Genomic DNA, 24,107 nt, shown 5'->3' with positions numbered 1-24,107 from the left:
GCTGAAACGCCGCTCCTCTACCTCAGCGCAGGCGCTGCGGCGTCGCATCCGCCGGTATCAGCGGCACATAGCTTTCGCCGTTCAACTGCTCGCGATGCTCGGCTTTCGCCGCGGCGATCATTGCCGGATCGAGCATGGCCTGCACGGCGGAGGCGGCCATGACCTTGCCGGCCTGCAACATGCCCTTGTGGGCGTAACCGGAGGTTCCCTGCGCCACCATCTGCCAGGTGTGTGGCGGTGTGCCATAGGCCTCGGTCGCCACATAGACCTGACCGGTCGGCACCAGCCAGCTGACATCGCCGACATCGGTTGAACCGTGCAGGAAGGTTGGCTCTTCCTGAAAACCGTTCAGGTCTTCCGAAAGGACCTTGCCGCGTCTGGCGATGCGGGTCTGCACTTCGGCCGAGAAGGTCTTCTGAATGGACCCGGCAAAATCCTTCTCGCTGTTGGAGAAGGCGGCAACGCCGATCTTTTCGAATTCCCGATGCATCATCCGGGCGAGCGTCACATTCGGCACGAGATCGGCCGATGCCGCGTCGAAGGTGATCTGCAGCTCGGTTCCAGTCATCAGCGCCGCGCCGCGCGCGACATCCTTGACGCGCTCGGTGATGTCGCGGACCTGATCCATTCTGGGCGCCCGGACCTTGTAGAGCACCTGCGCCTGCGACTGCACCACATTGGGCGCTCGCCCGCCCGTGTCGGTGATGGCATAGTGGATGCGGCCGTCCTGAATGATGTGCTCGCGCAGGTAGTTGCAGCCGACATTGGTCAGTTCGACCGCATCGAGCGCCGAGCGTCCAAGATGCGGCTCGAACCCGGCATGGGCGCTGGTGCCGCGAAAGGTGAAATAGAGCTGGTTGGTGGCCAGCATGCGCGCATTGTAAGCGAGGTTTTCGTCCCATGGATGCCAGGTGAAGGCGACGTCCACATCGGCAAACAGGCCTTCGCGGGCCATATAGGCCTTGCCGCCGCCGCCTTCTTCGGCCGGGCAGCCGTAATAGCGGATCGTGCCTTCAAGCTTCAGTTCGTCCTTGCAGGCCTTGAGCGCGAGGATTGCCGCAAGCGCGCCGGTGCCGAGAAGATTGTGGCCGCAGCCATGGCCGTTTCCACCCTCGGTGATCGGCGTGTGGCTGGCGACACCACTTTCCTGGCTAAGGCCGGTCAGGGCATCGAACTCGCCGAGAATGGCCACGACGGGGTGGCCTTCGCCATAGCTGGCGACGAAGGCGGTTTCGATATTGCCGGCATTGCGGGTGACGGCGAAGCCCGCCTTTTCCAGCTCGTCCGCCAGCAGGGCCGCCGACTTTGTTTCCTCGTAACGGATTTCGGCGAAGGACCAGATGGCATCCGCCACGGATTTCAGATTATCCGCATGGGTGGCGACGGTGCGCTCGATGATGTCGATATAAGTCATGGTCTTCCTTCAGGCGGTCTGTTCGACGGTTTTGTTGCCGTGAATGGCAGGGAAGGTGGCGGCGATGGCGCAGACGATTACGGCGCAGCCGACGATCACCGCAAAGGCGATACCGTAATTCTGTCCGGTGGCGGAAAGAACGGCGCCGATGAGCATGGGCGAGGCGAACGAGCCAAGCTGCGCCAGCGAATTGATGAGGCCGGTGGCCGTGCCGATCGAATTCTGCGGAAAGTGTTTCATGATGCTGACGAAGACACTGATCGAGATGGCGTTGAGAAACACGTTCGAAACCGACAGATAGGCAAAGGCCAGCGGAATGGATTGCGCGTTCGCCATCAGATAGATGAAGATCGCCGACACGGCCGAGCCGATGCAGATGAGGTATTTTTCCTTCTGGTGGAAAAAGCGGTCCAGCAGCCAGCCGCAGGTGAGGAAAGAGACAAAGCCAAGCGCTGGCGGGATCATGGAATATGCGCCCATTTCCACCATGCTCATGCCCTTTACCTTCACCCAGTAGGAGGGCAGCCAGGATTGCAGGCCCCAGAAGACGATGTTGGTGAAGAAATAGACCGAGGCGATCTTCCAGGTCAGCGTATTTTTTAGCAATCCGGCGATGCGCTGTCTTTCGGAAACCCTGGGGCTGGCGTCTCGTGCCGCCAGCGTCTGCGAGCGCGGCTTCATGACGGTGTAGAGCGCAATCGACAGAATGACGCCGACCGAACCCAGAACGAAGAACATGATGCGCCAGCTATAGAATGAAATCAGCGTGGTGATGACGATGGCGCCGAGCGCGAAGCCGACGGAAGCGCCCGATTGCAGCACCGATTTGGCGCGGGCCATCTGGGTTTTCTCGAAATTCTCGGTGATCGCGACCGATCCTCCGGCCGGGAAAATCGCTTCCCCCGAACCCGTGATCGCCCGCGCGGCGGCCAGTCCAACCGCACTGGTGACGACGCCGGAGGCGACCGTGCCGAACGACCAGACGGCCACCGCCGAACTCAATACCCGGCGCGAACCGAAGCGATCGACAAGATAGCCGCCAACCAGTTGTGTCATCGAATAGGCGAGGAAAAAGGCGCTGATGATCATGCCTTGATGATCGGTGCCAAGGCCGAATTCCTCGCTGATCGGAATGATCGCATAGTTGATTGCGGTCTTGTCCAGAAAGCCGACGACCCAGCAGACGAACAGCATTCCAATGATAATATGGCGGCGTTTTATCGCAGAAAGCATTTTAGCGGTTCCCATTATTTTTGATTTTTAAGTTTGTGTCACCGCCACGAATAATTCATATGTTGAAAGCGCCATAAAAATCTGAAATTTAATGTGTATTAACACAGGAGGATTCGCGCTTGAAAATCGATCTCCATGCGCATCCCATCCTGCGTGAAATGGTGCAATCGCAGGCTGTTCAGCTCAGAACCATCGATGCCGACGGCCGGGAATTGTCGGTTGGGATCTCCCATATCGTTGAAATAAAAGAAGGAAATCGGCATCTTTCGGTCGATCATTCCTATTATACCGCCAAGCGGACGGAATTTGAGATCCGCGACCGTGACGGCGAGAAGGTCGTGGGCCGAATTCTTCAGGCTGTACACGAAGCGGTCATCGGCCTTCAGACGAGAACCTTCGAAATGCTGGCTTCAGTGAATTCGGCGGTCATCAATTCGCTGGATGAAAAGGAGATCGTGCATAACGTCCTTCGCGAAGTGATGAACGTGCTGCCCCATTGCGATGCCGGGGTCTTTCGCCTGTTCGACGAGGAGAGCGGTTTTCTCATTCCGGTCTCGCATGAGGGATTGCCCGACGACTATACCCATTATCGCGTCCAGCCGAACGAGTCCGTTTCGGGCGAAGTTTTCGCCACCGGTCGGCCGGCCATTCACAATGGCCGGCAGAACATCATCGCCGCCCACCGCGTCATGCGTCCCGAAAGCCAGTCTTTCATGGAGCGGTCGGAGATTGCGAATGCCCTGCTCTGTGTCCCCGTCATGGCGGAGGGCAAACGTCTGGGCACATTGACGACGCTGTGTTTTTCCAGCGACGGCGCCTTTTCGGTCTTCGACAGGACTGTTCTGGAATCGCTGGCGACGCAGATCGCGGTCGCCTATCAGCGCTCGCTCGCCTATCAGAACGCCGTCGCCACCTCGCGCCGGCTGGAGCAGATGCGCAGCGACCTTGCCCGCAAAAATGCCGAACTGGACCGTGCCGTCGCATTGCATGAGGCGCTGTTGCGCATATTTGCGACGGGCAGCGGCATGACGGAGCAGCTTCATGCCGTTGCCGGACTGTTTCGCGTCGATTTCCGGTTCGAGAATGTACTTGGTCTCGACTATCGCTCCGCCGGCTGGACGGAAGACGGTGAAACGCTGCGGCAGACGGTGGAAGTTGCGGAGGCCCCTGTCGGCCAGTTTCATTTCAGGGCCTCGGGCGATGCCGGTTTCCATCAGGTGCTTTTCGGCACATTGGCGACATTCGTGGCGCTGGATTTCGTGCACGACATGTCGCGGATGGATGTACTGAACGCCCGCAGGAAAGCGCATTTCGAGGCACTGGCTGCCGGCGTCGATCCCGATGGCCGTCGTAGCCATCAGGGCTTTCGGCTTGATCGTTACCATCAGGTGTTTGTGGCGCGGGGGCCGAGGCGCGATGTTTCGGCCAATCCGCAGCTATCCCTCTACAAGTCTCAATCCGATTTGCAGCAGGCAATGACGGCGTCGAATTCCCTCATCTTTCACGAGGACGAGCAGATCGTCATGCTGGTTTCCGCCTCCACCACCGCCGCACTTGAGCGAAACCTGCGGGCGGTTGCCGAGATTGCCGGCAAAGAGGCCATCTGCATCGGCGCAAGCGAGATTTACGATGCGAACGAAGGCCATCTTGCCGCGCGCGATCTGGCTGCGCAGGCAAGCGAGGCTTTGCTGCGACGCGGCCAATCGGGCCTTTTGCGCCACCGCGACATGGGGGTGGAGCTGTTGCTGGAGGGCAGGGCGCGGCAGGATATTCTTGAATTCACGCGGCAGATTCTCGCACCGCTGCTGCGCGATCCCAAACATCGCACCCTGCATGAAACGCTTTCGCGTTACATTCAGGAGGGGAAGTCCGTCGCCCGCACGGCGCAGGCGCTGAATATTCATTCCAACACGCTTTATCAGCGGCTGCAACGCGTGGAGACGCTGACCGGCCGCAGGCTTGCCGATGCGGCCGATTTTACGCTGCTCAGCCTCGCCTGCCAGCTTCACGCCGATTATTCGGGTGAAACCACAGCCGTCAGATGACGTGGGCATTGTGCAGGGCGGTCAGCACCTCGTTCTTGAGGTTTGCGAGCTGCGGAGACCGCCGGTCGCGCGGGCGCGGTACGCCCACCTCTATCCGCTGCTGGATACGGCCGTCATGGGCGCCCATCATGTAAATCCGGTCGCCGAGATAGAGCGCTTCGTCGATATCGTGGGTGACGAGCAGGAAGGAGATGCCGCGCTGTTCGACGAGCTTCAGCACCAGATCCTGCAATTTCATCCGCGTGAAAGCATCGACCGCGCTGAAGGGTTCATCGAGGAGCAGAATGCGCGGCTCGGTATAGAGCGCCCTTGCGATTGCCACACGTTGCGCCATGCCGCCCGAAAGGGCCTTCGGCAGCGCCCCGCCATGGCCGCTCAAACCCACATCGTCGATCAACCTTTCCACACGCCCGACATCATATTTCCTCCCCGCCGCATAACCGATGTTTTCGGCAACCGTCAGCCAGGGCATCAGGCGGGGTTCCTGAAAAACGAAGGCGATGGGCGGTGAGTTCGATGCCTGCTCCTCGTCCTGCTGAACCCTGACCGCGCCTGAAAAACGCCGGTCGAGGCCGGCGGCGATGCGCAGCAACGTGCTCTTGCCGCAGCCGCTGGGGCCGAGAAGAACCGCCGCTTCGCCATCGCCCAGCGTGAGCTGGATATCCTGAAGGACCACCGTGTCGCCGAAAGCCTTTTCGCGCACATCGACATTAAGCAAACTCATCGCAGGCGTCCTCCCTGCTGAAGCGGATAGGTGTCGCGCCAGCGCAGGCATCGGTCTTCGACGACCTTGAAGAGGCTGTCGGAAATCTTGCCCAGCACCGCAAGGCAGATGATGGCGATCATGACGAGATCGGGCCGGGAAAGCTCCCGCCCGTCGGAGAGCATGTAGCCGATACCTTCCGAGGCGGCCAGAAGCTCGGCCGCAACGACGCTCAGCCAGGCAAGCGACAGCCCGTAACGCAGGCCCGTGAAGAGATGCGGCAGCGAGGCGGGAATGAAAATCCGCCACACCAGCACGGGCAGCGGCTGGCGATACATCTCGCCCACCTCCACCAGCTTGCGGTCGACATTCCTGATGCCGGAAAAGAGGTTGAGATAGACCGGGAAAAATGCGCTTTTGGCGATCAGCACGATTTTCGAGGTTTCGCCGATGCCGAACCAGATCATCAGCAGCGGCACCCATGCAAGGCTCGGAACCGCCCGCAGCGCCTGAAACGTCGGCTCGAGATAACGTTCGGCGGCAATCACCAGACCGACGAGCGAACCGACGACGATGGCGAGCAGGGAACCGATGACGAAGCCGACGAAGACGCGCGCGGTACTGGCCGCAACATTCGCCCACAGGGGACCTTCCGCAAGCCGCAGGAACGTATCGTAAAGTTCGGAAGGCGGCGGCAGCACATAGGGGCTGACCCAGCCGAGGCGAACGAAAAGCTCAAGCAGCAGCAGCGACCCGACGGGCACGATTGCGCCGCGCAGGTCGAAACGGCCAAGGAAATTCCCCACCCTTTGCACAAGCGGCAATCGGGAAGGGAATTGTCCCGCAGTCTGTTTCACGCGCTGGAATTCGCGCGGATGGGAATTCATGCGCCAAGCGCCTTTTTCGCCGGTGCCGGATCGCTCAGCGAGGACAGGACATTGTCGACATTGACGCCGGGGCGCAGGACGTCGTCACCCAGAAGCGGCGTGACGATGCGGATCGAGTTCAGCAGTTCCTCGCCCGGAACGGGATTATTCCAGTCGCGCTTCTCGATTGTCAGCCTGGTGATCTTGGGATCGTTGCCGGTGACCTGCGTGACGAAATCGATGAATTCGCTTTTGTTTTCACGAATCCACTTCTGCGTCTGCACCCAGACGCCGAGAAGTCTGTCGACCGCTTTCGGGTATTTGGCCAGAAACTCCTCGGAGACGCTGAAGACGCTGCCGTCGCGCCAGCTGCGCTCGTCGAAAATCGCCCGGTCGCCTGCAAGCTCGGCCTGGGACGTGTGCGGATCGATGCCGACCCAGGCGTCCACCTGACCCTGCTGAAGCGCGCTGAAGCCTTCCGGATGTTGCAGGTTCACGACCTTCAGGTCGTCGATGGACAGCTTGTTCTGGTCAAGCGCGCGGACGAGGGTGAAATAGGGCGCGGTGCCCTTGGTGACCGCAATGGTCTTGCCCTTGAGATCGGCGACGGTTTTGATGGGCGAATCCGGGCGCACCTGAATGATGGACGAACCGCCCCAGCTCGCCACATAGATCACCTTCAGCGGCACGCCATTGGCGCGCGCGAGAAAGGCGGAAAGGGCGGCCGAGCCGGCAAAATCCGTCGAGCCGACCTTCAGGAATTCGAGCGAATTGTTGCTGCCGCGGGATTGCACCCAGGTGATCTTCGTGCCGACATCCTTGAAAGCCTCCTCAAGCCAGCCCTTGTTCTTTATCAGCAGCGTATGGGAGGAGTAAAATCCCCAGTCCAGCTTCAGCTCGGCAGGAAATTCCGGGGGACTCTGGGCCAGCGCCTTGCCCGTGGCAAGCGGCGCGGCAAGAGCGCCGGCAATGCCGAATTTGAGGATCTGGCGGCGTGAATGTTCAGCCTTCATATTAATTCACCTAATTTATGTATTTTGTGTATTTAAAAGGTATGGGCGGGTGTTTTTGAGGTCAATCCGCCCTTCTGGAACCTCATGCCAAACTTTGCGAGCCACGTGGAAAATCTCCCTACCAGGAGCGCGATCGGCGCGACGGCGCTTTATTCAGCTGAAAAAACGATTGGCCGGTCGTTGCAGGCCGAGATGGTCGCGCAATGTCGGCCCCTCATAGTCCTTGCGGAACAGCCCGCGCCTTTGCAGTTCCGGCACCACCTGCGTCGTGAAGTCATCGAGGCCGGCAGGCAGGAAAGGGAAGGTGACGTTGAAACCGTCCGAACCCTCCTCATGGAGCCATTGTTCCATCTCGTCGGCGATGGTCTTTGGCGTGCCGACGAAGGCAAGACCCGCATAACCGCCCAACCGCTGGGCAAGCTGGCGCACCGTCAGGCCCTCGCTTCGGGCAAGCTCGATCACCCTTTCACGGCTGGATTTGCTGGCGTTCGTTTCCGGAATATCAGGCAGGGGACCATCGGGATCGAAGCCGGAAACATCGTGGCCGAGCGCAATCGAGAGCGAGGCGATTGCGCTGTCATAATGGACGAGACTGTCGAGTCGGGCGCGTTTGGCCTTCGCCTCTTCCACGCTGTCGCCGACGAGAACGAAAGCGCCCGGCAGGATGACAATTCCCTCGCGCGAACGGCCAGCGGCGACGGTCCTGTCCTTGACGTCCTTATAAAAAGCCTTGCCCGCCGCAAGCGTGGGGGTTGCGGCAAAAACCACCTCTGCCGTCTCGGCGGCAAGCTGGCGTCCCGGTTCGGAAGCTCCGGCCTGAACGATGACGGGCCAACCCTGCACCGGGCGCGCGATGTTGAGCGGTCCGCGCACGGAAAATTCAGGTCCCTTGTGGTCCAGCACATGCATCTTTTCGGGATCGAAAAACAGCCCGCTGTCGACATCCCGAATAAAGGCGTCGTCGGAAAAGGAATCCCAGAGCCCGGTGACAACATCGTAAAATTCCCGCGCGCGGCCATAGCGCTCGGCATGATCCGGCTGTTCCTCGCGGCCGAAGTTCCGGGCCGCGTCGGGATTTGACGTGGTGACGATGTTCCAGCCGGCGCGACCGTTGCTGAGGTGATCGAGCGAGGCGAAACGCCGGGCGACGTGATAGGGCTCGTCGAAGGTGGTGGACGCGGTGGCGACCAGCCCGATGCGGGAGGTGACGGCGGCGAGCGCCGAAAGCAGGGTGAAGGGCTCGAAGGAGGTGACGGTATGGCTGCGGCGCAGCGCCTCTGTGGGCATGTTCAGCACCGCCAGATGATCGGCCATGAAAAATGCATCGAATTTCGCGGCCTCGAGCTGTTGTGCGAAGCGCGCCAGATGAGCGAAATTGAAATTCGCATCAGGGAAGGCGCCCGGATAACGCCATGCACCCGTGTGGAGACTGACGGGCCGCATGAAGGCGCCGAGATGCAGTTTGCGATCATTTGCCATTGGACTTCACTTTCGTCGATGTTTTGGCTTGCGCGGCGCGTTGCGGAGGGCTTCAGCCACAGGCAGGCCTTTGCTCGTCGCGACGATATCCCCGCCGGGGGATTGGCGCGGCAAAGACTATTCCGATTATGATTTCCGAACCGAAAGATTTTTGCTGAAATTCTGCATTTGGCGATGATCCGGTCACCCGCGCCGGTCTCGTTTCCATCCCGTCGAGCGCAAGAATCGGCGGGCCGAGCTTCACTCCTTGCCGCTTGCGCGAAAATTTGCCGAAAACTGCGAATGATTAGAAGATTTTTGCTTTCCGGATTTCCGCTTCTGTGTTTCTTATAATGCTTAAATAGAATTTTTAACGCTCATTAATTCAGAAATAACATGATGGAAGATCGCAAAACCGACGCAATGTCTGTGAATGCGGGCGGCTTGCCGGCGCTAGAGGCGAGGCTTGCGCAGGAGCTCGCCCTGCTTGAGCGACCGGCAAAGCCGTGGGTACCGCGCACCTCTCCCAACGGTTCCGAGGTGCTGGATGTCGCCGTCATCGGCGCCGGGCTCTGCGGGTTGACCGCGCTTGCGGCTCTTTCATTTGCCGGTATCGACAATATCCGCGCTTTTGACAGGGCGCCCAGCGGGCGGGAGGGCCCGTGGGTGACCAGTGCGCGGATGGAGACATTGCGCACCCGCAAGGAGCTGGCCGGGCCGGCGCTCGGCGTACCCTCTCTGACATTCCGCGCATGGTTCGAGGCGCAGTTCGGCGCACGCGCCTATGAGGAGATGGTGCTCATACCGCGTGAAGCCTGGATGGCTTACATGGTCTGGTATCGCAATGTGCTGGCGCTGCCGGTGAGCAACGATACCGAACTTGCCGGTCTCGTTCTGCGCGAGGATGGCCTGCTCGCGCTCGATTTTCTGGGGCCGGAAGGTCCAGCAAAAATTCTGGCGCGCCGGGTGATCCTGGCGACGGGGCTCGATGGCCTCGGTGCGCCGCGTCTGCCGGATGTGGCGAAAACGGTTCCCGCCCGCTTCGTGCGCCATAGCGGCGATGTATTCGACGTGGGCGCATGGCACGGCAAACGTGTCGCGGTGGTCGGCGCCGGTGCTTCGGCGATGGACAATGCAGCCGCAGCACTGGAGGCGGGGGCGGCTCGCGTCGATCTTTTCATTCGCAGGACCGACATCCCCCGGGTTGAAAAATTCGGCGGTATTGCCAGCCTCGGCATGACCCACGGTTATATCGGCCTGCCCGATGCTGACCGCTGGGCCTTCATGGTCGAGGCGGAGCGCACACAGATTCCACCGCCGCGCCACAGCGTCCTCAGGGTCTCGCGCCATGACAATGCGTTCTTCCATCTGGGCAGTCCCGTTCTCAGCCTGACGGAAGCGGGCGATGCGGTGGAAATCGAGACCCCGAAGGGGCGCTATCCGGCCGATCTCATCATTTTCGCCACCGGCTTCGACGTCGATTTCGCCCGGCGGCCGGAATTTACCGCCTTGAGCGGCCGCGTCCTGCTCTGGCGCGACGCCTATCAGCCGCCGGCCGGTGAGGAGAATGACGCGCTGGGGTCCTATCCCTATCTCGGGCCGGCTTTCGAGTTTCTGCCGAAACCGGGTCTGCCGGCCGCCGAGGCGGAGGCGATTTCCCGCATCCATTGCTTCGCCTATCCGGCTGTTCCCTCCCACGGGAAAATCACCAGCGGCATTCCGGCCGTCAGCCCGGGGGCGGAGCGGCTGGCGCAGGGCATCGCCAGGTCTCTCTTCGTCGAAGACCGCGCCCGTCATTTCGAAACTTTCATGAACCACGACGCCGCTGAAATCACCGGCGAGGAATGGCGCGATGCGGACGCGCAGGACAGGATCAAGGAGCATGCCAATGGCTGAAGCGGCGCTGAAACTGGAGATATTTTACGGCATTTCTTCGCCATGGGCCTATTTCGGCGCGCCACGAGCCGTGGAAGTCGCCCGCACACATGGCGCCGCAATCGTGTTGCGGCCCATCCGCATCATCGAGGCCAATGGTGGCATTCCGCTGCGCAGCCGCCCGGATGCCCGGCAAAGCTATCATGCCGTGGAACTGGATCGGTGGCGGCGTTATCTCGACATGCCGCTCAACCTGACGCCGAAGTTCTACCCCTGCGCCACCATCGAACGGGCCGCCCAGCTCGTCATCGCCGCGCAGAAGGCCGGGCTCGATGCGATCAGCCTGTCCTTCGCCATCCAGCGCGCCTTGTGGAGCGAAGAGTGCGACATTGCCGATCCCGACACACTGCGCACCATCGCGCAGGCCGTCCTCGGCTCAGAAGGTGCTGCCCTCGTGCGCGATCCGCAGCCGGAAGACATCGTGGCGGAATGGCAGGGAAATCTGGCAGAGGCCGAACGTCTCGGGATTTTCGGCACGCCGACCTATGTGGTGAACGGCGAACTTTTCTGGGGGCAGGACCGTCTGGAATTCGTCAGCCGCGCCCTTGGGGCGCTCAAGCAGCAGCTTTCGCAATCCGCAGTGAGGACATCCGCATGACCGATGCCGCAAAACTCCATAATGACGCCATCGTCATCGACGGTTTGCAAACCTGCCAGTGGAGCAGGTCGATATTCGAGGACATGCGCGCCGGCGGCCTCACCGCCGTCAACGTCTCGAGCGTGATCTGGGAAAATTTCCGTGAGGGCATCGGTTATGTCAGCGAATGGAAGCGTTTCCTGCGGGAAAACGACGACCTTATCCGCCCGGTGCGGACGGTTGCCGATATTCACGCGGCCAAGGCGGAGAACAGGACCGGCATCATCATCGGCTGGCAGAACACCTCGCCGCTCGAGGACAAGCTGGATTATGTCGAAATCTTCAAGGATCTAGGCGTCGGCATCATGCAGCTGACCTACAATACCCAGAACTATTCCGGCGCCGGGTATCTCGAAGAAAACGACAGCGGCCTGACCGGCTTCGGCCGCGAGGTGCTGGCGGAGATGAACCGCGTCGGCGTGCTCTGCGATTTGAGCCATGTCGGGGACAAAACGACGGCCGATGTCATCGCCCGCTCGCAAGCGCCGGTCTGTATCTCGCATGTGCTGCCGCGGGCGCTGCGCGATGTGAAGCGCAACAAGCCGGATGAACTGTTCAAGGCCTGTGCGGAAAAGGGCGGCATCATCGGCATCAGCCTTTTCGCGCCGGGACTTGCCGCTGGAAACGACGCCACGGTCGAGGATTATCTCGACGCCATGGCCTATGTCATCGATCTCGTCGGCGAGGATCATGTCGGCATCGGCACGGATTTTTCGCAGGAGCGGCCGCGTCCGGGTCCCTGGCAGCTCTGGGCCAACCGCGACAAGGGCACGGCCCGCACGCTGACGGAATTCGCGACGGTCAAGATTTCCAAGCCGAAGGGCATCGAGCGCATTGGCGAGGTGCCCAACATCACCGCCCGCATGCTGGCGCGCGGCTGGAGCGAAACGCTCGTTCTCAAACTTCTCGGCCAGAACTGGCTGCGTGTGCTGGATGCCGCCTGGCGGCCCGTAAACTGACAATATCGAAAACAAACGGAGGCAACTGAAATGAAAAATGCTCATCAGCGCCGCAAGGCCGCTCTCGTCGTCGGCATCGTTGCCGCCGGGATCGCATCGCTCTCGGGAACCGTCTTCGCACAGGATGCGACGAAGGGCACCGTCAACATCGTCGGCTTCTCCGGCGTCTTTGCGGATAACTACCAGAAATTCATCATCGACGCCTTCAAGGCCAAACATCCGGGCATCGAGGTGAATTATCAGCAGAGCAAGAATTCGGCCGAAACGCTGGCGCTTCTCACCCTTCAGCGCGCTGAGCCGAAGGTCGATGTCGCCCTGATCGACGTTTCGGTGGCGATCAAGGCGAACAAGGAAGAGCTGTTCACCAGGCTCGATGCCGCCAAGGTGCCGAACCTTGCCGAACAGCCGGAATGGGCGCGCATCGATGGCGACCGCGCCGTTGCCTTCTCGCAGGACAATCTCGCCATTCTCTACAATACCGACGCGGTGAAGGAGCCGCCGACAAGCTGGGCCGATCTCGCCGATCCGAAATACAAGGGAAAGATCGCCGCCAAGCTTTCCGATACGCGCGGCGTCATTCTGCTGCCGATCCTCACCAAGCTGAAGGGCGGCGACTACAAGACCTCCATCGATCCGGCCATCGATTTCCTGAAGGAGGTCGCGCCGAGCGTCTCGACCTTCGAACCCGCACCGGATTGTTATGCGGTGGTGCAGAGCGGCGAAGTCGATCTCTCCGTCTGCTGGAACGGCCGCGCACAATATCTGCACGACACGCAGGGCGGCAAGATCGGGATCGCCCTGCCAAAGGAAGGCTCCATCGGCCAGACGAACACGATCGGTCTGGTCGAAGGCTCCGCCAACAAAGAGGCCGCCGAACTCTTCGTCAATTATGCGCTGAGCGCCGAGGCGCAGGCGACCTTCGCCGAAAAGAGCTTCTACGGTCCGGTCAACAGCAAGGTTGCGCTCAGCGAACCCGTTGCCGCCCGCATCTATGGCAGCAAGGAGGCCCAGGCCGCGCAGTCTTCCCTCGACTGGAACTTCGTGGCGGACAAATATTCGGCATGGATACAGCGGATCAACCGCGAAGTCATCGCGGCGAATTGAGACAGGAAGCAGAGGACGCCATGGCCGATCATCATGTCGAGATCGACAATCTCGTGAAGACCTATCCGGGCGCCCTCAAGCCCTCCGTGGATCACGTCAGCCTCTCCCTGCCGCGCGGGGAAATGCTGGCGCTGCTGGGGCCTTCCGGCTGCGGCAAGACGACGATCCTGCGCATGATCGCCGGCCTCATCCCGGTAACCTCGGGTGAAATCCGCCTGGATGGTCGCGATATTTCCGCAACCCCGGTCCACCGGCGCAATATGGGCATGGTCTTTCAGGCCTATGCCCTGTTTCCGCATATGAATGTCGCCGAAAACATCGCCTTCGGGCTGGAAATGCGCGGCATTGCGAAGTCCGAGCGCAAGGAGCGGGTGGCGAAGGCGCTCGATCTGGTCAAGCTTTCCGGCTTCGGCGAAAGGCGCGTCTCCCAGCTTTCCGGCGGCCAGCAGCAGCGGGCGGCGATTGCCCGCTCTCTCGTCATCGAACCCGCTCTGCTGCTGTTCGATGAGCCGCTTTCCAATCTCGATGCCAAGCTGCGCGACGAGATGCGCGATGAAATCCGCGATATCCAGAACCGCACCGGCGTCACCAGCATTTTCGTCACCCACGATCAGGATGAAGCCCTGTCCATGGCCGACCGGCTAGCGGTCATGTCCGAAGGCCGGCTGGAGCAGATCGGCACGCCGCGCGAGATTTTCGACCGGCCGAAAACGGATTTCGTCGCTTCCTTCATCGGCGCCGGCTCGTTCCTTACAGGCACCGTGGTTGCGCCTGGGCGGGCGGAGATTCCCGGTCTCGGCTTCCTGCATTTCTCGGGCGTTGTCCCGGTCGGCCAGAAAGCACGGTTTCTGGTCCGCCCGCACCGCTTTCTGCTTGGCGATGGCGTCAATGCTTTCTCCGGCATTGTCGAGCACGTCACCTATCGCGGGCAGATGCTGACGCTCGGCGTGCGTGCGGGCGATCATCGCCTGCAGGCCGATCTGCCCACCCATGCCGCCGCTTTGCCGGAAAAGGGCGAGCGCGTGACGCTGTCGGTTGCGCCGGAGGATGTGACGCTGATCGGGGAGGCGGCCTGATGGCGGCGGCAAGCCATGCTTCCGGCGGCGGCACGTCGCATCGCGGCGTTTTGCTTCTCCTGCTTCTGCCGGGCCTCGTCGCACTGCTGACGACGTTTCTGTTGCCGCTCATCTGGCTGGTGCGCGCCTCCTTCGCCTCCTCGTCCATGGCCGCCCTTCGCGGCGGCGATTGGACGCTCGAATCCTACAGGACCGTGCTGTTCGACCCGTTTTACTGGAAGATCGCCTGGAACACGCTTTATCTCGGGGTGAATGTCGCCATTTTCGCGGTCGTTCTTTCCTATCCCATCGCGCTTTTCCTCGCCCGCACCCAAAGCCGCTGGCGCGGGGTGCTGACAGCGCTTGCCGTCGCGCCGCTTCTCACCTCCTCGGTGGTGCGTACCTATGGCTGGATGGTCATTCTGGGGGATCGGGGCGTCATCAACACGGCGCTGCAATCCTCCGGGCTGACGGATGGTGTCATACGGCTCACCAATAATTATTTCGGCGCGACCGTCGCGCTGATCGAAATCCTGATGCCCTATGCGATCCTGGCGATGCTGAGCGGTTTCGGCCGGTTGAACACGCAGCTGGAGGAAGCCGCCGCGATGCTCGGCGCAAACCGCCTGCGCGTGTTCACCCGCATCGTGCTGCCGCTTTCGCTGCCCGGCGTTCTCACCGCAGCGCTTCTCGTTTTCGTGCTGGCGATTTCCTCCTTCGTCACACCGCGCCTGATGGGCGGCGGCCGCGTCTTCGTCATCGGCACGGAGGTTTATAACGAAGCGACGGTGACGCTGAACTGGCCGCTGGCGGCTGCACTTTCGGTGCTGCTGCTCGTGCTGTTCGGCAGCGTGATCGTGATTTACCAGCGCGCCATGCGCGCGCTTGAGACGTGAGGCCGGCCATGGATGCGAAATTCGGACGTCTCGCCCACGCGCTTCTGCTGACACTGCTTTACCTGTTCCTTCTGGCGCCGATCATCGTCGTCCTGATTATTTCCTTCGATACGCGGCAATATCTGGCTTTTCCCCCGGAAAGCCTGTCCTTCGGCTCCTATGCCAAGGTTTTCGCCAATGCCAAATTCATCTCCGCCTTCTGGCGCAGCCTCGGCATCGGTCTTCTTGTCGGTTTCGTCTCGATCTTCGCGGGGCTGCTTCTTTCGCTGGCGCTCTCACGGCACGAATTCCGCGGTAAGGGCGCGATCAACTTCCTCATCCTCGCACCCTTCCTCGTGCCGCATATCGTGCTCGCTGTCGGCGTGATGCTGGTGCTCGGGCCGCTTGGCCTGCTGGATAGTTATACCGGCATTTTCCTCGCGCATCTCGGCATCACCACGCCCTATACGGTGCGCACCATCACCATGAGCCTGATGGCGGTGGATCGCCGTGTCGAGGAGGCGGCGCGCGTTCACGGCGCATCGCCCGCCATGGTGCTGTGGCGCATCACCCTGCCGCTGGTCCGGCCCGGCCTCATCGCCGGTGCGGTCATCGCCTTTCTGATTTCTTTCGATGAGGCGACGATCTCGCTCTTCATCGTCTCGGTCAAATCCTCGACGCTGCCGACCGAAATCTATCACTATCTGGAATATTCCACCGATCCGCAGATTGCTGCTCTGTCCGTTATCCTCATCCTGATTTCGGTCATCGTCGTGGTGGCGGTCGAGCGGTTGATCGGGCTGCGCAAGGTGCTGTGACATGACGATGGTGAAAGTGGCAGCCGGTACATTGCAGGGCAGTCTGGAAAACGGAATTCACACCTTTCTCGGTGTGCCCTATGCCGCGCCCGTCACGCCCGAGCGCCGCTTCGAAGCGCCGCAGCCCGTGTCGCCATGGCAGGGCGCGCGGGACGCCACCCGGCTTGGCCCCGTCTGCCCGCAAATTCCCACTTACGGCCCGGTGGGCACCGCCGCGACCTCGAAACTGGCCTTCGGCGAGGATTTCCTCACCGTCAATATCCGCACGCCCGATCCGGCGGGCAGGGCGCCGGTGCTGTTCTGGATCCATGGCGGCGGCTACGCGGTCGGTTCCGCCAATGAACCGGTGCTGCAGAGCGGCGCTTTCGCGGCAAGCGGCATCGTTGAGGTCACAGTCAATTATCGCCTTGGCGCGCTCGGTTTCCTCCATCTTGAAGGCAGGCCCGACAATCGCGGTCTGCTTGATCTTGTCGCCGCACTGGAATGGGTGCGTGACAATATTGCCGCCTTCGGTGGCGACCCGGACCGGGTGACGCTGGCCGGGCGCTCGGCGGGCGGCTTTGCCGTTGCGGCGCTGATGGCCATGCCGGGCGCGCAGGGGCTTTTCCACCGGGCCATGCCGCAGAGCGGCGCAAGCACGGGCATCGCCTCGATGGAGGATGCCGCCAAACTGACGCGCCGGTTTCTGGAGGCTGCAAATGCCGATGAGGCTTCGCTTGCAGCCCTGCCCATTCACCGGCTGCTCGAAATTCAGCGCGATCTCTGCAACCAGTCCTATGAGCAGCATGATTTCGTCCGCGACGGCGCAGCCTCGATGCTCGGCGTGCCCTTCGTCCCGGTCATCGATGGGGTAAGCCTGCCGGAACATCCGGAAACTGCCGCGCGCGAAGGCCGCACCGCCGCCGTGCCGATGATGATCGGCTGCACGACGGGCGAATATGTGACCCATGCGACGGCGCAGCCGAAAATGGATCTCGCGCTTTGTGCGGAATTGCTGCATGAGCGGGTTCTGCCGCGTGGCCTCACCGGCTCCCTTATTGTCGAGCGTTATCGCAGGGCGCTGCCGAGCCACAGCCCGCGCGGCATCTGGCGCGCGGTTGCCGGCGATCTCGTCTTCCAGCTTCCGGCGATGCGTTTCGCCAGGCTGCATGCCCGTTTCAATCCGGTCTATAAATATCTCTACGGCCCGCTGGAGGCCGATGAGCTGGGTGCGCCGCACGGGGCGGAGGTCGGCTCGGTCTGGTATCGCGATGGTTCGAATGGCCGCGAACTGCCCGAGCGTCAGCGGGTGGCGGATGCGGGCTTCGCAAGAGCGATCCACGATCTGTGGGCCTCCTTCATAAAGGACGAGCGGCCCCGTGCCCCGAATGGTGAGTGGCCGTTATATCATGCGGAAAAACCAATGGTTCTGCGGGCGGCCCCTGCCGGGTTTGGCGCTACTCCCGATCCTTTCGACGGGCGCGAGGCGCTTTGGCTGCCGGCTGGCCATGAGGATTGCGGGCCGGTATAGCGCTTGGTGACGATGAGGCAGAAACACAGGTCTTGAACACAGGCCTTGAACACAGGTCTTGGGGCGGAGTGGAAAATGGCGTCTGACTATCTCGATACGCGGCAGCTCGAGGCTTTCGTGGCCGTGGTGTCTATCGGCAGCATCACCGGCGCGGCCAAGGCGCTGGGCAAGTCTCAACCCGTTGTGACACGCCTCATTCAGGACCTTGAGGGTGAAATCGGCTTTGCGCTGTTGCACCGCAATGGCCCCCGCATCACGCCAACCGAAAAGGGGGTGGCCTTTTTTGCGCAGGCGGAACTGTTCCTCGGCGGTCTCAGAACGATCGGCGAAAGCGCAAGGCGCATTCACGCCGCGCGCCGCACGGCCATCGAGGTCGCTTCCATTCCGGCCATTGCTGCAAGCCTCCTGCCACGGGCGCTCGCCGCCCTGCCGGCCGACCGGTTTCCCGATCACGTGCATCTCCAGAGCATTTCTTCGGAAAATGTCGTGCAGGCAGTGATGGCAGGCACGGCGGATCTCGGCGCCGTCAGCCTTCCGCTCGACAATCCCGGCGTCGACATTCACTGGCTGGGGGAGGTGCCGTGCGTGGCCGTGGTGGCGGAAGATCATCCGCTCGCCCGGAAAGCGGTCATCTCCGCCGAAGACCTTGCCGGAAACCGGCTCATCGCTTCGGCAAACCCCTTCCGCCTGCGCATGCGGATCAACGATGTGCTTTCCAGCCTCGGCGTCGACCTTTCCTCCGTTATCGACAGCAATGCAACCTATGTTTCGCTTTCGCTGGCGCGCATGGGTCTCGGTGTCGCAATCGTCGAATCGATCACCCTCTGGGGCTTGCCGGTGGAGGGTGTCCGCGTCATACCGCTCTCGTTCCACATCCCGTTCCAGTGGGGCCTCGTGACGGCGGCCGGCCGGCCGGTCATCTTCGAGGTGGAGCAGCTTGTGGCCACGGCAAGACGGCTGGTGTCGGATATTCCCCAGGCGATTGTTTACGATAAAATATCGCAAATTCAAAATTTTGATTGAATTTCCTGATGTAATTTGTGCGTTCCGCAAGCCGCAAGCCGCAAGCCGCAAGCCGCAAGCCGCAAGCCGCAAGCCGCAAGCCGCAAGCCGCAAGCCGCAAGCCGCAAGCCGCAAGCCGCAAGCCGCCGCCTATAGTATAGTGTTCCCAAATCCGGCCGGACTCGGCCCGGCCCCATCCGATCCCGTGCGGCGGACTATATCCGAGACTCCAGCGGACGCGCCTTGCGCGGCCGCCGGAGCATTTTTGAGTAAAAAGCGAAATCGCTTTCACGTCCGGACAATGCGTTAAAACAGCAGGCCAGTGCACTCCCCCGCGAACCCCCGTTCACGGGAAATCTTCTAGACCGCCAGCAATTTCTCGTTGCCGATGCGGGTGGTTTCGACGGCGCCCTCGGTTTCGATCCGTTTTCCGGTGGCCGGATCGAAGAAATGAAGGTGGGCGGCGGGGAGATCAAGGTGGATGCGCTGGCCGGGTTTTACCGAAAGGTCCTCGCCGATGGCGGCGGAGAAGGTCTCGCCGGCGATATCGGCATGGACGATGCGGCCCGAGCCCAGTTCTTCGACGAAATCCACGACCGCCGGCACGCCGGCGCCATCCGTACTGACCACGCACTGTTCCGGGCGGATGCCGACGGTTACGTCGCGGCCGCGCAGTTCCAGCGCGGTTTCGGGGAAGAGCTTTACGGGCGTGCCATGCAGCATCACGGCGGGGGATTCCACCTCCACCCTCGTGCTGAACAGGTTCATGGCAGGCGAGCCGATGAAGGAGGCCACGAAGGTGCTGGCCGGGCGGTGATAGATATCCAGCGGATGGCCGACCTGCTCGACATTGCCCTTGTTCATCACCACCAGCCGGTCGGCCAGCGTCATGGCCTCCACCTGATCGTGGGTGACGAAGATGGATGTGGCGGAGAGGCGCTGGTGCAGCTTGCGGATTTCGGCGCGCATGGTCACGCGCAGCTTGGCGTCGAGGTTGGAGAGCGGCTCGTCGAAGAGAAACACCGCAGGTTCGCGGATGATGGCGCGGGCCATGGCGACGCGCTGGCGCTGGCCGCCGGAAAGGGCCGCGGGCTTGCGCTCCAGATAATCGGAAAGGCCGACGATCTTTGCGGTCTCCTCGATGCGGCGCTGGCGTTCGGCCTTCGGAACGCCGGCGACCTTCAGCGCATAGCCGATGTTGCCGGCGACCGACATATGCGGGTAAAGCGCGTAGTTCTGGAACACCATGGCGCAGCCGCGCTCGCGCGGTTCCAGCGTGTTGACCACCCGCCCGCCAATGGCGATCTCGCCGGAGGTGATGTCCTCCAGACCGGCGATCATGCGCAGAAGCGTGGATTTGCCGCAGCCCGACGGGCCGAGGATGACGACGAATTCGCCGGAGTCGAAAGTGAGGTCCACGCCGTGCAGGGTGGGCGTCTTGCCATAGGATTTGCGGACCTGACGGATATCGATCTGAGCCATGATGGGAAAACCTTGTTGTTGAAAGCCGCGCTGTTACTTGTCGGACGAGACGAGGCCGCGGACGAACCAGCGTTGCAGGAAGGCCACGACGAGAAGCGGCGGCAGGATGATGATGAGGGAACCGGCCAGCGTGACGTTCCAGTCCGGCGTGCCGTCATCGGCGGGCAGAAGCGCGCGCAGCGACATCATTACCGTCTTGTAGGACGGATCGGTGACCATAAGGAGCGGCCACAGATACTGGTTCCAGGCATAAACGAACATGATGGTGGTGAGCGCCAGCATGTTGGTGCGCGACAGCGGCAGCAGCATGTCCACGAAGAAACGCGCCGCGCCCGACCCGTCCATGCGCGCGGCCTCCGCCAGCTCGTCCGGGATCGTCATGAAGAACTGCCGGTAGAGAAAGGTGCCGGTGGCGGTGGCGATCAGCGGCAGGGTAAGGCCGGCATAGGAGTTCAGCAGGTTCCATTCCAAGGTGACCTCGATGCCGAACAGGCCGAGGATGGAGCGGAACGGCTGGAAAAGATCGGCGGCGACGGAATAGGTCGGCACCACGCGCACTTCGAGCGGCAGCATCAGGGTGATGAACACCGTCCAGAAGAACAGGTGTCTTAGCGGCGAGCGGAAGAACACGATGGCGAAGGCGGTGAAGGCCGAAAGGGCCACCTTGCCGATGGTCACCAGCGTCGCCATGATCATGCTGTTGAGGAGGGCGTTGCCGAGATTGGCGCGTTGCCAGGCCGCTTGCGCATTGGTGAAGAATTCGCCCTGCGGCATGAAGTTGAAGGGGACGCTGTTGACCTGCTGGACCGACTGGCTGGCGCCGGAAATGACGACGATGAAGGGGCCGATGAGCAGGAAGAAGCCGGCCACCATGATCGCATAGGTCAGGGCGTCGGCATAGGGTGTGCGCTGGATCATCGCCGCCTCACTTGTAATGGACTTGCCGCTCGACGAAGCGGAACTGGATGAAGGTGAAGACCATGATGAGGCCGATGAGGACGAGGCTCTGCGCCGAGGCGCCGGAATAGTTCAGCCCCTCGAAGGCCTCGCTGACGATGCGGTAGACCATCACTTCGGTGGCGTGGTTGGGGCCGCCCTCGGTGGTGGAGGCGACGATGCCGAACGTATCGGCGCCGACGAAACCCTCGGTCATCATGATGACGGTGAGGAAGAACAGGGTCGGGGCCAGCAGCGGCACCTGAATGTCGATGGCGCGGCGAATGGGCCCGGAACCGTCCATGGCGGCGGCCTCCGTCAGCGAACGCGGTACGGATTGCAGGCCGGCGAACAGGAAGATGAAGGTGTAGCCCGCCCATTTCCAGATGAAGATGACGACGACGAGGATGAGCGCGTGCTCGCCGTATTTGGCCGGGTTCCAGATATCGGGCCACCAGGAATTCAGCGATGCGGCGATGCCGCGTTCCGGCGACAGAATGAAGCGGAAGGCCATGCCGGCGGCGGGACCGGCAATCGCATAGGGCAGGATATAAAGCACCCGGAAAAAGCCGGAGCCGGGAAGCTGGCGATCGACCGCAAGAGCGAGCACGAGGCCGATGAGGATCGCGAAAAACGGACCGGCGACCGCAAAGATCAGGCTGGTGAGGATCGACTGCCAATAAAGCGGATCGCCGAAGGTTTCGATGAAATTGGCTAAACCGACAAATTCCGCCTGGCCGCCGAAGGGCGGCTCCAGGGTGAATGCCCAGTTCAACACCGCCGCGACCGGCCAATAGAAGAACAGAAGGATAAGCAGAAACTGCGGCAGGGCGAAGAGCACAGGCAGCCATGTGCTTTTGAAGACGGTACGCTTTTCCATTGGAGTCCGGCAGGGTTCGAGATTTCGGCGGGCCTGCCCGAACGACTGTCCGGACAGGCCTTTGACGGCGATGAAAGCGCGCTTAGTTCAGCTTGGCGCCTTCATAGGTCTTTTCGAAACGGCGCAGGCCGGTGTTGGCGCGCTCGACGGCCTTGTCGAGTTCGGCCTGCACATCGGCGTTCTGCATGAAGATGGCTTCGAGCGAGGTGGCGACTTCCTTGCGGATCTGCGTGAAACCGCCGAGGCGAATGCCGCGGGTATATTCGGAAGGCGGCGTAAAGGTCAGGCTTTCGATGGCCTTTTCGCGGCCCTTATAGGGAGCCTTGTCGTAAAAACCGTTGGCCTTCATGGCGTCGAAGCCGGTCTTGGTAACCGGGATGTAGCCGGTGACGGTCGACCACCACTCAACCATGTCAGGCTGGGCGATGAAGTTCAGGAATGCGGCAGCACCCTTGTATTCGGCGTCCGGACGACCGGCCATGACCCACAGCGAAGCGCCGCCGACCAGCGAGTTGTGACGCTCCGTGCCCTTCCAGATCGGGAGCATGGCGACGTCCCACTTGACGCCTTCCGGCATGGACTTGCCGACGGTGCCGTGGCTGGCGATCGAGGACATGAACATCTGGCAGGTCTGCGAGGTGAAGGCGGGCAGGATGTCCATGCCGAGCTGCTTGGTCTTGACGACGAACAGCTTCTCGTCCTGCATCTTCTTGAAGAACTTGACCTGATCGACGAACTTGGTCTTGTTGATCGTCAGTTCCGCGTCGAGACCCTGATAGCCGTTGGCCTTGGTGGCGATGGGCTGGTTGTGGATGGCGGAGAACTGCTCCATCAGCATCCAGGTGTCGAAGTTGAAGGCGAGCGGGCATTCGAAACCGGCGGCCTTCAGCTTCTTGGAAGCTTCTTCAACCTGTTCCCAGGTGTCGGGCTTGAAGGTGATTCCGGCTTTTTCGAAAGCGTCGACATTGTAATAGAAGACAGCGGTGGAGGAGTTGTAGGGGAACGAGTTCAGCTCACCGGCGGCCGTGGCGTAATAATTGGCGATGCCGGGGAAATAATTGTTCCAGTCGATCTTGTAGCCATTGTCGGCCATCAGCTTCTTGGCGGGAACGAAAGCCTTGGACAGCATCATGTCCAGCGTGCCGGCGTCATAAATCTGGGTGATGGCGGGCTGCTTCTTGGCGCGATAGGCGGCAATGGTGTTCTGCAGGGTGGATTCGTAATCGTTCTGCGAGGTACAGACGATCTCGAATTCGGCCTGGGAGTCGTTGAACTTCTTGCAGGTTTCCTGGACGCGGTCGCCGAGATCGCCGGAAAGGCCGTACCAGAATTCGAACTTGGTCTTTTCTGCCTGGGCGGCGGTGGCGCCGAAGGCGGCGGCGATGGCGACGCCGGCCACGAAGGAAGTCAGAGCGGAAGATTTCATGAGTTGAGCCCCGTTGATGGAATGATGGCCTGCTCGGCAAGGACCTCATGTCCCCGGCACGTAGCCACGGGCTCTGCTAACAGCCGTCTTTGACGGATCGCTTACAGTTTGTTGAACGTTTTATGATGACTGGCCGCGCAGCCCATTCTGCGCGGCGAAAAAAGTGCGATAAATACGGAAAACCGGAATTTATGATTATTTATCAGTAGCTTCCTGTTTTCGGCTCGTCTCGCTACTTGCTGCTGAACAGCTTTCGCCAGTCAACCGCGACGTGCAGCCTCGATGGCGGCGACGTCGATTTTCTTCATGTCCATCATCGCGTCGAAGGCGCGTTTGGCCTCCGCGCCGCCGGCCGCCATGGCGTCCATCAGCACGCGCGGCGTGATCTGCCAGGAAACGCCCCATTTGTCCTTGCACCAGCCGCAGGCGCTTTCCTGCCCGCCATTGCCGACGATGGCGTTCCAGTAACGGTCGGTTTCTTCCTGGTCTTCGGTCGATATCTGGAACGAGAAAGCCTCGCTCTGCTTGAAGACCGGTCCGCCATTGAGGCCGATGCAGGAAACGCCCGCGACGGTGAACTGCACCGTCAGTACATCTCCCTTCTTGCCGGAGGGATAGTCGCTCGGCGCATGGTGAACGCCGGTTACCGCGCTATCGGGAAAGGTTTCGGCATAAAATCTGGCCGCGGCCTCGGCATCCTTGTCGTACCAGATACAGATCGTGTTCTTTTCCATTTGTGTGTTCCTCTCAAATTGA

The 24,107-nt window shown here is 61.4% G+C and carries 21 protein-coding genes; 10 read left to right on the top strand and 11 right to left on the bottom strand.

What is annotated here, in order from left to right; genetic code table 11:
- Positions 1–22: 22 nt before the first annotated feature.
- Positions 23–1,414, bottom strand: a complete 1,392-nt coding sequence (locus tag CFBP4996_RS14755; protein ID WP_080854738.1) for an amidohydrolase — start codon at positions 1,412–1,414, stop codon at positions 23–25.
- Positions 1,415–1,423: 9 nt separating this feature from the next.
- Positions 1,424–2,647, bottom strand: a complete 1,224-nt coding sequence (locus CFBP4996_RS14750) for an MFS transporter (RefSeq protein ID WP_080854739.1) — start codon at positions 2,645–2,647, stop codon at positions 1,424–1,426.
- A 119-nt stretch (positions 2,648–2,766) separates the two neighbouring features.
- Here CFBP4996_RS14750 and CFBP4996_RS14745 point away from each other — a divergent pair, with 119 nt between their 5' ends.
- Complete coding sequence (locus CFBP4996_RS14745; RefSeq protein ID WP_080854740.1) at positions 2,767–4,692, top strand: GAF domain-containing protein; 1,926 nt, start codon at positions 2,767–2,769, stop codon at positions 4,690–4,692.
- Here the strand turns inward: CFBP4996_RS14745 and CFBP4996_RS14740 are convergent.
- The 4 genes from CFBP4996_RS14740 to CFBP4996_RS14725 form a co-directional block, all read right to left on the bottom strand.
- Entirely contained in the window at positions 4,685–5,416 is a 732-nt protein-coding gene (locus CFBP4996_RS14740; protein ID WP_080854741.1) for an ABC transporter ATP-binding protein, read from the bottom strand. The two genes, CFBP4996_RS14745 and CFBP4996_RS14740, sit on opposite strands and share 8 nt — an antisense overlap.
- Positions 5,413–6,282, bottom strand: a complete 870-nt coding sequence (locus tag CFBP4996_RS14735) for an ABC transporter permease (RefSeq protein WP_080854742.1) — start codon at positions 6,280–6,282, stop codon at positions 5,413–5,415. The genes CFBP4996_RS14740 and CFBP4996_RS14735 overlap by 4 nt, the downstream gene beginning before the upstream one ends.
- On the bottom strand, positions 6,279–7,274 hold the full coding sequence (locus CFBP4996_RS14730; protein ID WP_080854743.1) for an aliphatic sulfonate ABC transporter substrate-binding protein: 996 nt from the start codon (positions 7,272–7,274) through the stop codon (positions 6,279–6,281). Before CFBP4996_RS14730 ends, CFBP4996_RS14735 begins: the two co-directional genes overlap by 4 nt.
- A gap of 153 nt (positions 7,275–7,427) precedes the next feature.
- Entirely contained in the window at positions 7,428–8,753 is a 1,326-nt protein-coding gene (locus CFBP4996_RS14725; protein WP_080854744.1) for an LLM class flavin-dependent oxidoreductase, read from the bottom strand.
- 375 nt (positions 8,754–9,128) lie between these two features.
- On the opposite strand from CFBP4996_RS14725, the gene CFBP4996_RS14720 reads away from it, so the two are divergent.
- The 9 genes from CFBP4996_RS14720 to CFBP4996_RS14680 all read left to right on the top strand — a co-directional run bounded on the left by CFBP4996_RS14720 (position 9,129) and on the right by CFBP4996_RS14680 (position 18,648).
- A complete protein-coding gene (locus tag CFBP4996_RS14720; RefSeq protein WP_080854745.1) occupies positions 9,129–10,628 on the top strand; it encodes a flavin-containing monooxygenase in 1,500 nt (499 codons plus the stop codon).
- Positions 10,621–11,265: a 2-hydroxychromene-2-carboxylate isomerase gene (locus CFBP4996_RS14715; protein WP_080854746.1), complete on the top strand. Its 645-nt coding sequence runs from the start codon at positions 10,621–10,623 to the stop codon at positions 11,263–11,265. Before CFBP4996_RS14720 ends, CFBP4996_RS14715 begins: the two co-directional genes overlap by 8 nt.
- Positions 11,262–12,263, top strand: a complete 1,002-nt coding sequence (locus tag CFBP4996_RS14710; protein ID WP_080854747.1) for a dipeptidase — start codon at positions 11,262–11,264, stop codon at positions 12,261–12,263. Before CFBP4996_RS14715 ends, CFBP4996_RS14710 begins: the two co-directional genes overlap by 4 nt.
- A gap of 30 nt (positions 12,264–12,293) precedes the next feature.
- Complete coding sequence (locus CFBP4996_RS14705) at positions 12,294–13,367, top strand: ABC transporter substrate-binding protein (RefSeq protein WP_080854748.1); 1,074 nt, start codon at positions 12,294–12,296, stop codon at positions 13,365–13,367.
- Between the two features lie 20 nt (positions 13,368–13,387).
- A complete protein-coding gene (locus tag CFBP4996_RS14700) occupies positions 13,388–14,443 on the top strand; it encodes an ABC transporter ATP-binding protein (RefSeq protein ID WP_080854749.1) in 1,056 nt (351 codons plus the stop codon).
- A complete protein-coding gene (locus CFBP4996_RS14695; RefSeq protein ID WP_059757192.1) occupies positions 14,443–15,318 on the top strand; it encodes an ABC transporter permease in 876 nt (291 codons plus the stop codon). The genes CFBP4996_RS14700 and CFBP4996_RS14695 overlap by 1 nt, the downstream gene beginning before the upstream one ends.
- Positions 15,319–15,326: 8 nt before the next feature.
- Positions 15,327–16,115, top strand: coding sequence for an ABC transporter permease (locus CFBP4996_RS14690; protein WP_080854750.1), 789 nt, complete (start codon positions 15,327–15,329; stop codon positions 16,113–16,115).
- A gap of 1 nt (position 16,116) precedes the next feature.
- Entirely contained in the window at positions 16,117–17,625 is a 1,509-nt protein-coding gene (locus CFBP4996_RS14685) for a carboxylesterase/lipase family protein (RefSeq protein ID WP_080854751.1), read from the top strand.
- 75 nt (positions 17,626–17,700) lie between these two features.
- Positions 17,701–18,648, top strand: coding sequence for a LysR family transcriptional regulator (locus CFBP4996_RS14680; protein ID WP_080854752.1), 948 nt, complete (start codon positions 17,701–17,703; stop codon positions 18,646–18,648).
- A 339-nt stretch (positions 18,649–18,987) separates the two neighbouring features.
- Here CFBP4996_RS14680 and CFBP4996_RS14675 read toward each other — a convergent pair whose 3' ends face one another.
- From CFBP4996_RS14675 to CFBP4996_RS14655, 5 genes are all read right to left on the bottom strand, one after another.
- Complete coding sequence (locus CFBP4996_RS14675) at positions 18,988–20,109, bottom strand: sn-glycerol-3-phosphate import ATP-binding protein UgpC (RefSeq protein ID WP_080854754.1); 1,122 nt, start codon at positions 20,107–20,109, stop codon at positions 18,988–18,990.
- Positions 20,110–20,142: 33 nt separating this feature from the next.
- On the bottom strand, positions 20,143–21,027 hold the full coding sequence (locus tag CFBP4996_RS14670) for an ABC transporter permease subunit (protein WP_020811711.1): 885 nt from the start codon (positions 21,025–21,027) through the stop codon (positions 20,143–20,145).
- A 7-nt stretch (positions 21,028–21,034) separates the two neighbouring features.
- Complete coding sequence (locus CFBP4996_RS14665; protein ID WP_080854755.1) at positions 21,035–21,925, bottom strand: carbohydrate ABC transporter permease; 891 nt, start codon at positions 21,923–21,925, stop codon at positions 21,035–21,037.
- An 82-nt stretch (positions 21,926–22,007) separates the two neighbouring features.
- Positions 22,008–23,351 carry an extracellular solute-binding protein gene (locus CFBP4996_RS14660; RefSeq protein ID WP_080854756.1) on the bottom strand — a complete coding sequence of 448 codons (1,344 nt, stop codon included), beginning with the start codon at positions 23,349–23,351 and terminating at the stop codon, positions 22,008–22,010.
- A 260-nt stretch (positions 23,352–23,611) separates the two neighbouring features.
- Positions 23,612–24,085 (bottom strand): VOC family protein, encoded by a 474-nt coding sequence (locus CFBP4996_RS14655; RefSeq protein ID WP_059758729.1) that lies wholly within the window; start codon positions 24,083–24,085, stop codon positions 23,612–23,614.
- Between the last annotated feature and the right edge of the window lie 22 nt (positions 24,086–24,107).

The sequence above is a fragment of the Agrobacterium leguminum genome, assembly GCF_005144435.2.
Taxonomy (GTDB): domain Bacteria; phylum Pseudomonadota; class Alphaproteobacteria; order Rhizobiales; family Rhizobiaceae; genus Agrobacterium; species Agrobacterium leguminum.
Note: the sequence above shows the minus strand (reverse complement) of the source record. Positions and strands in the feature narration are given on the sequence as shown.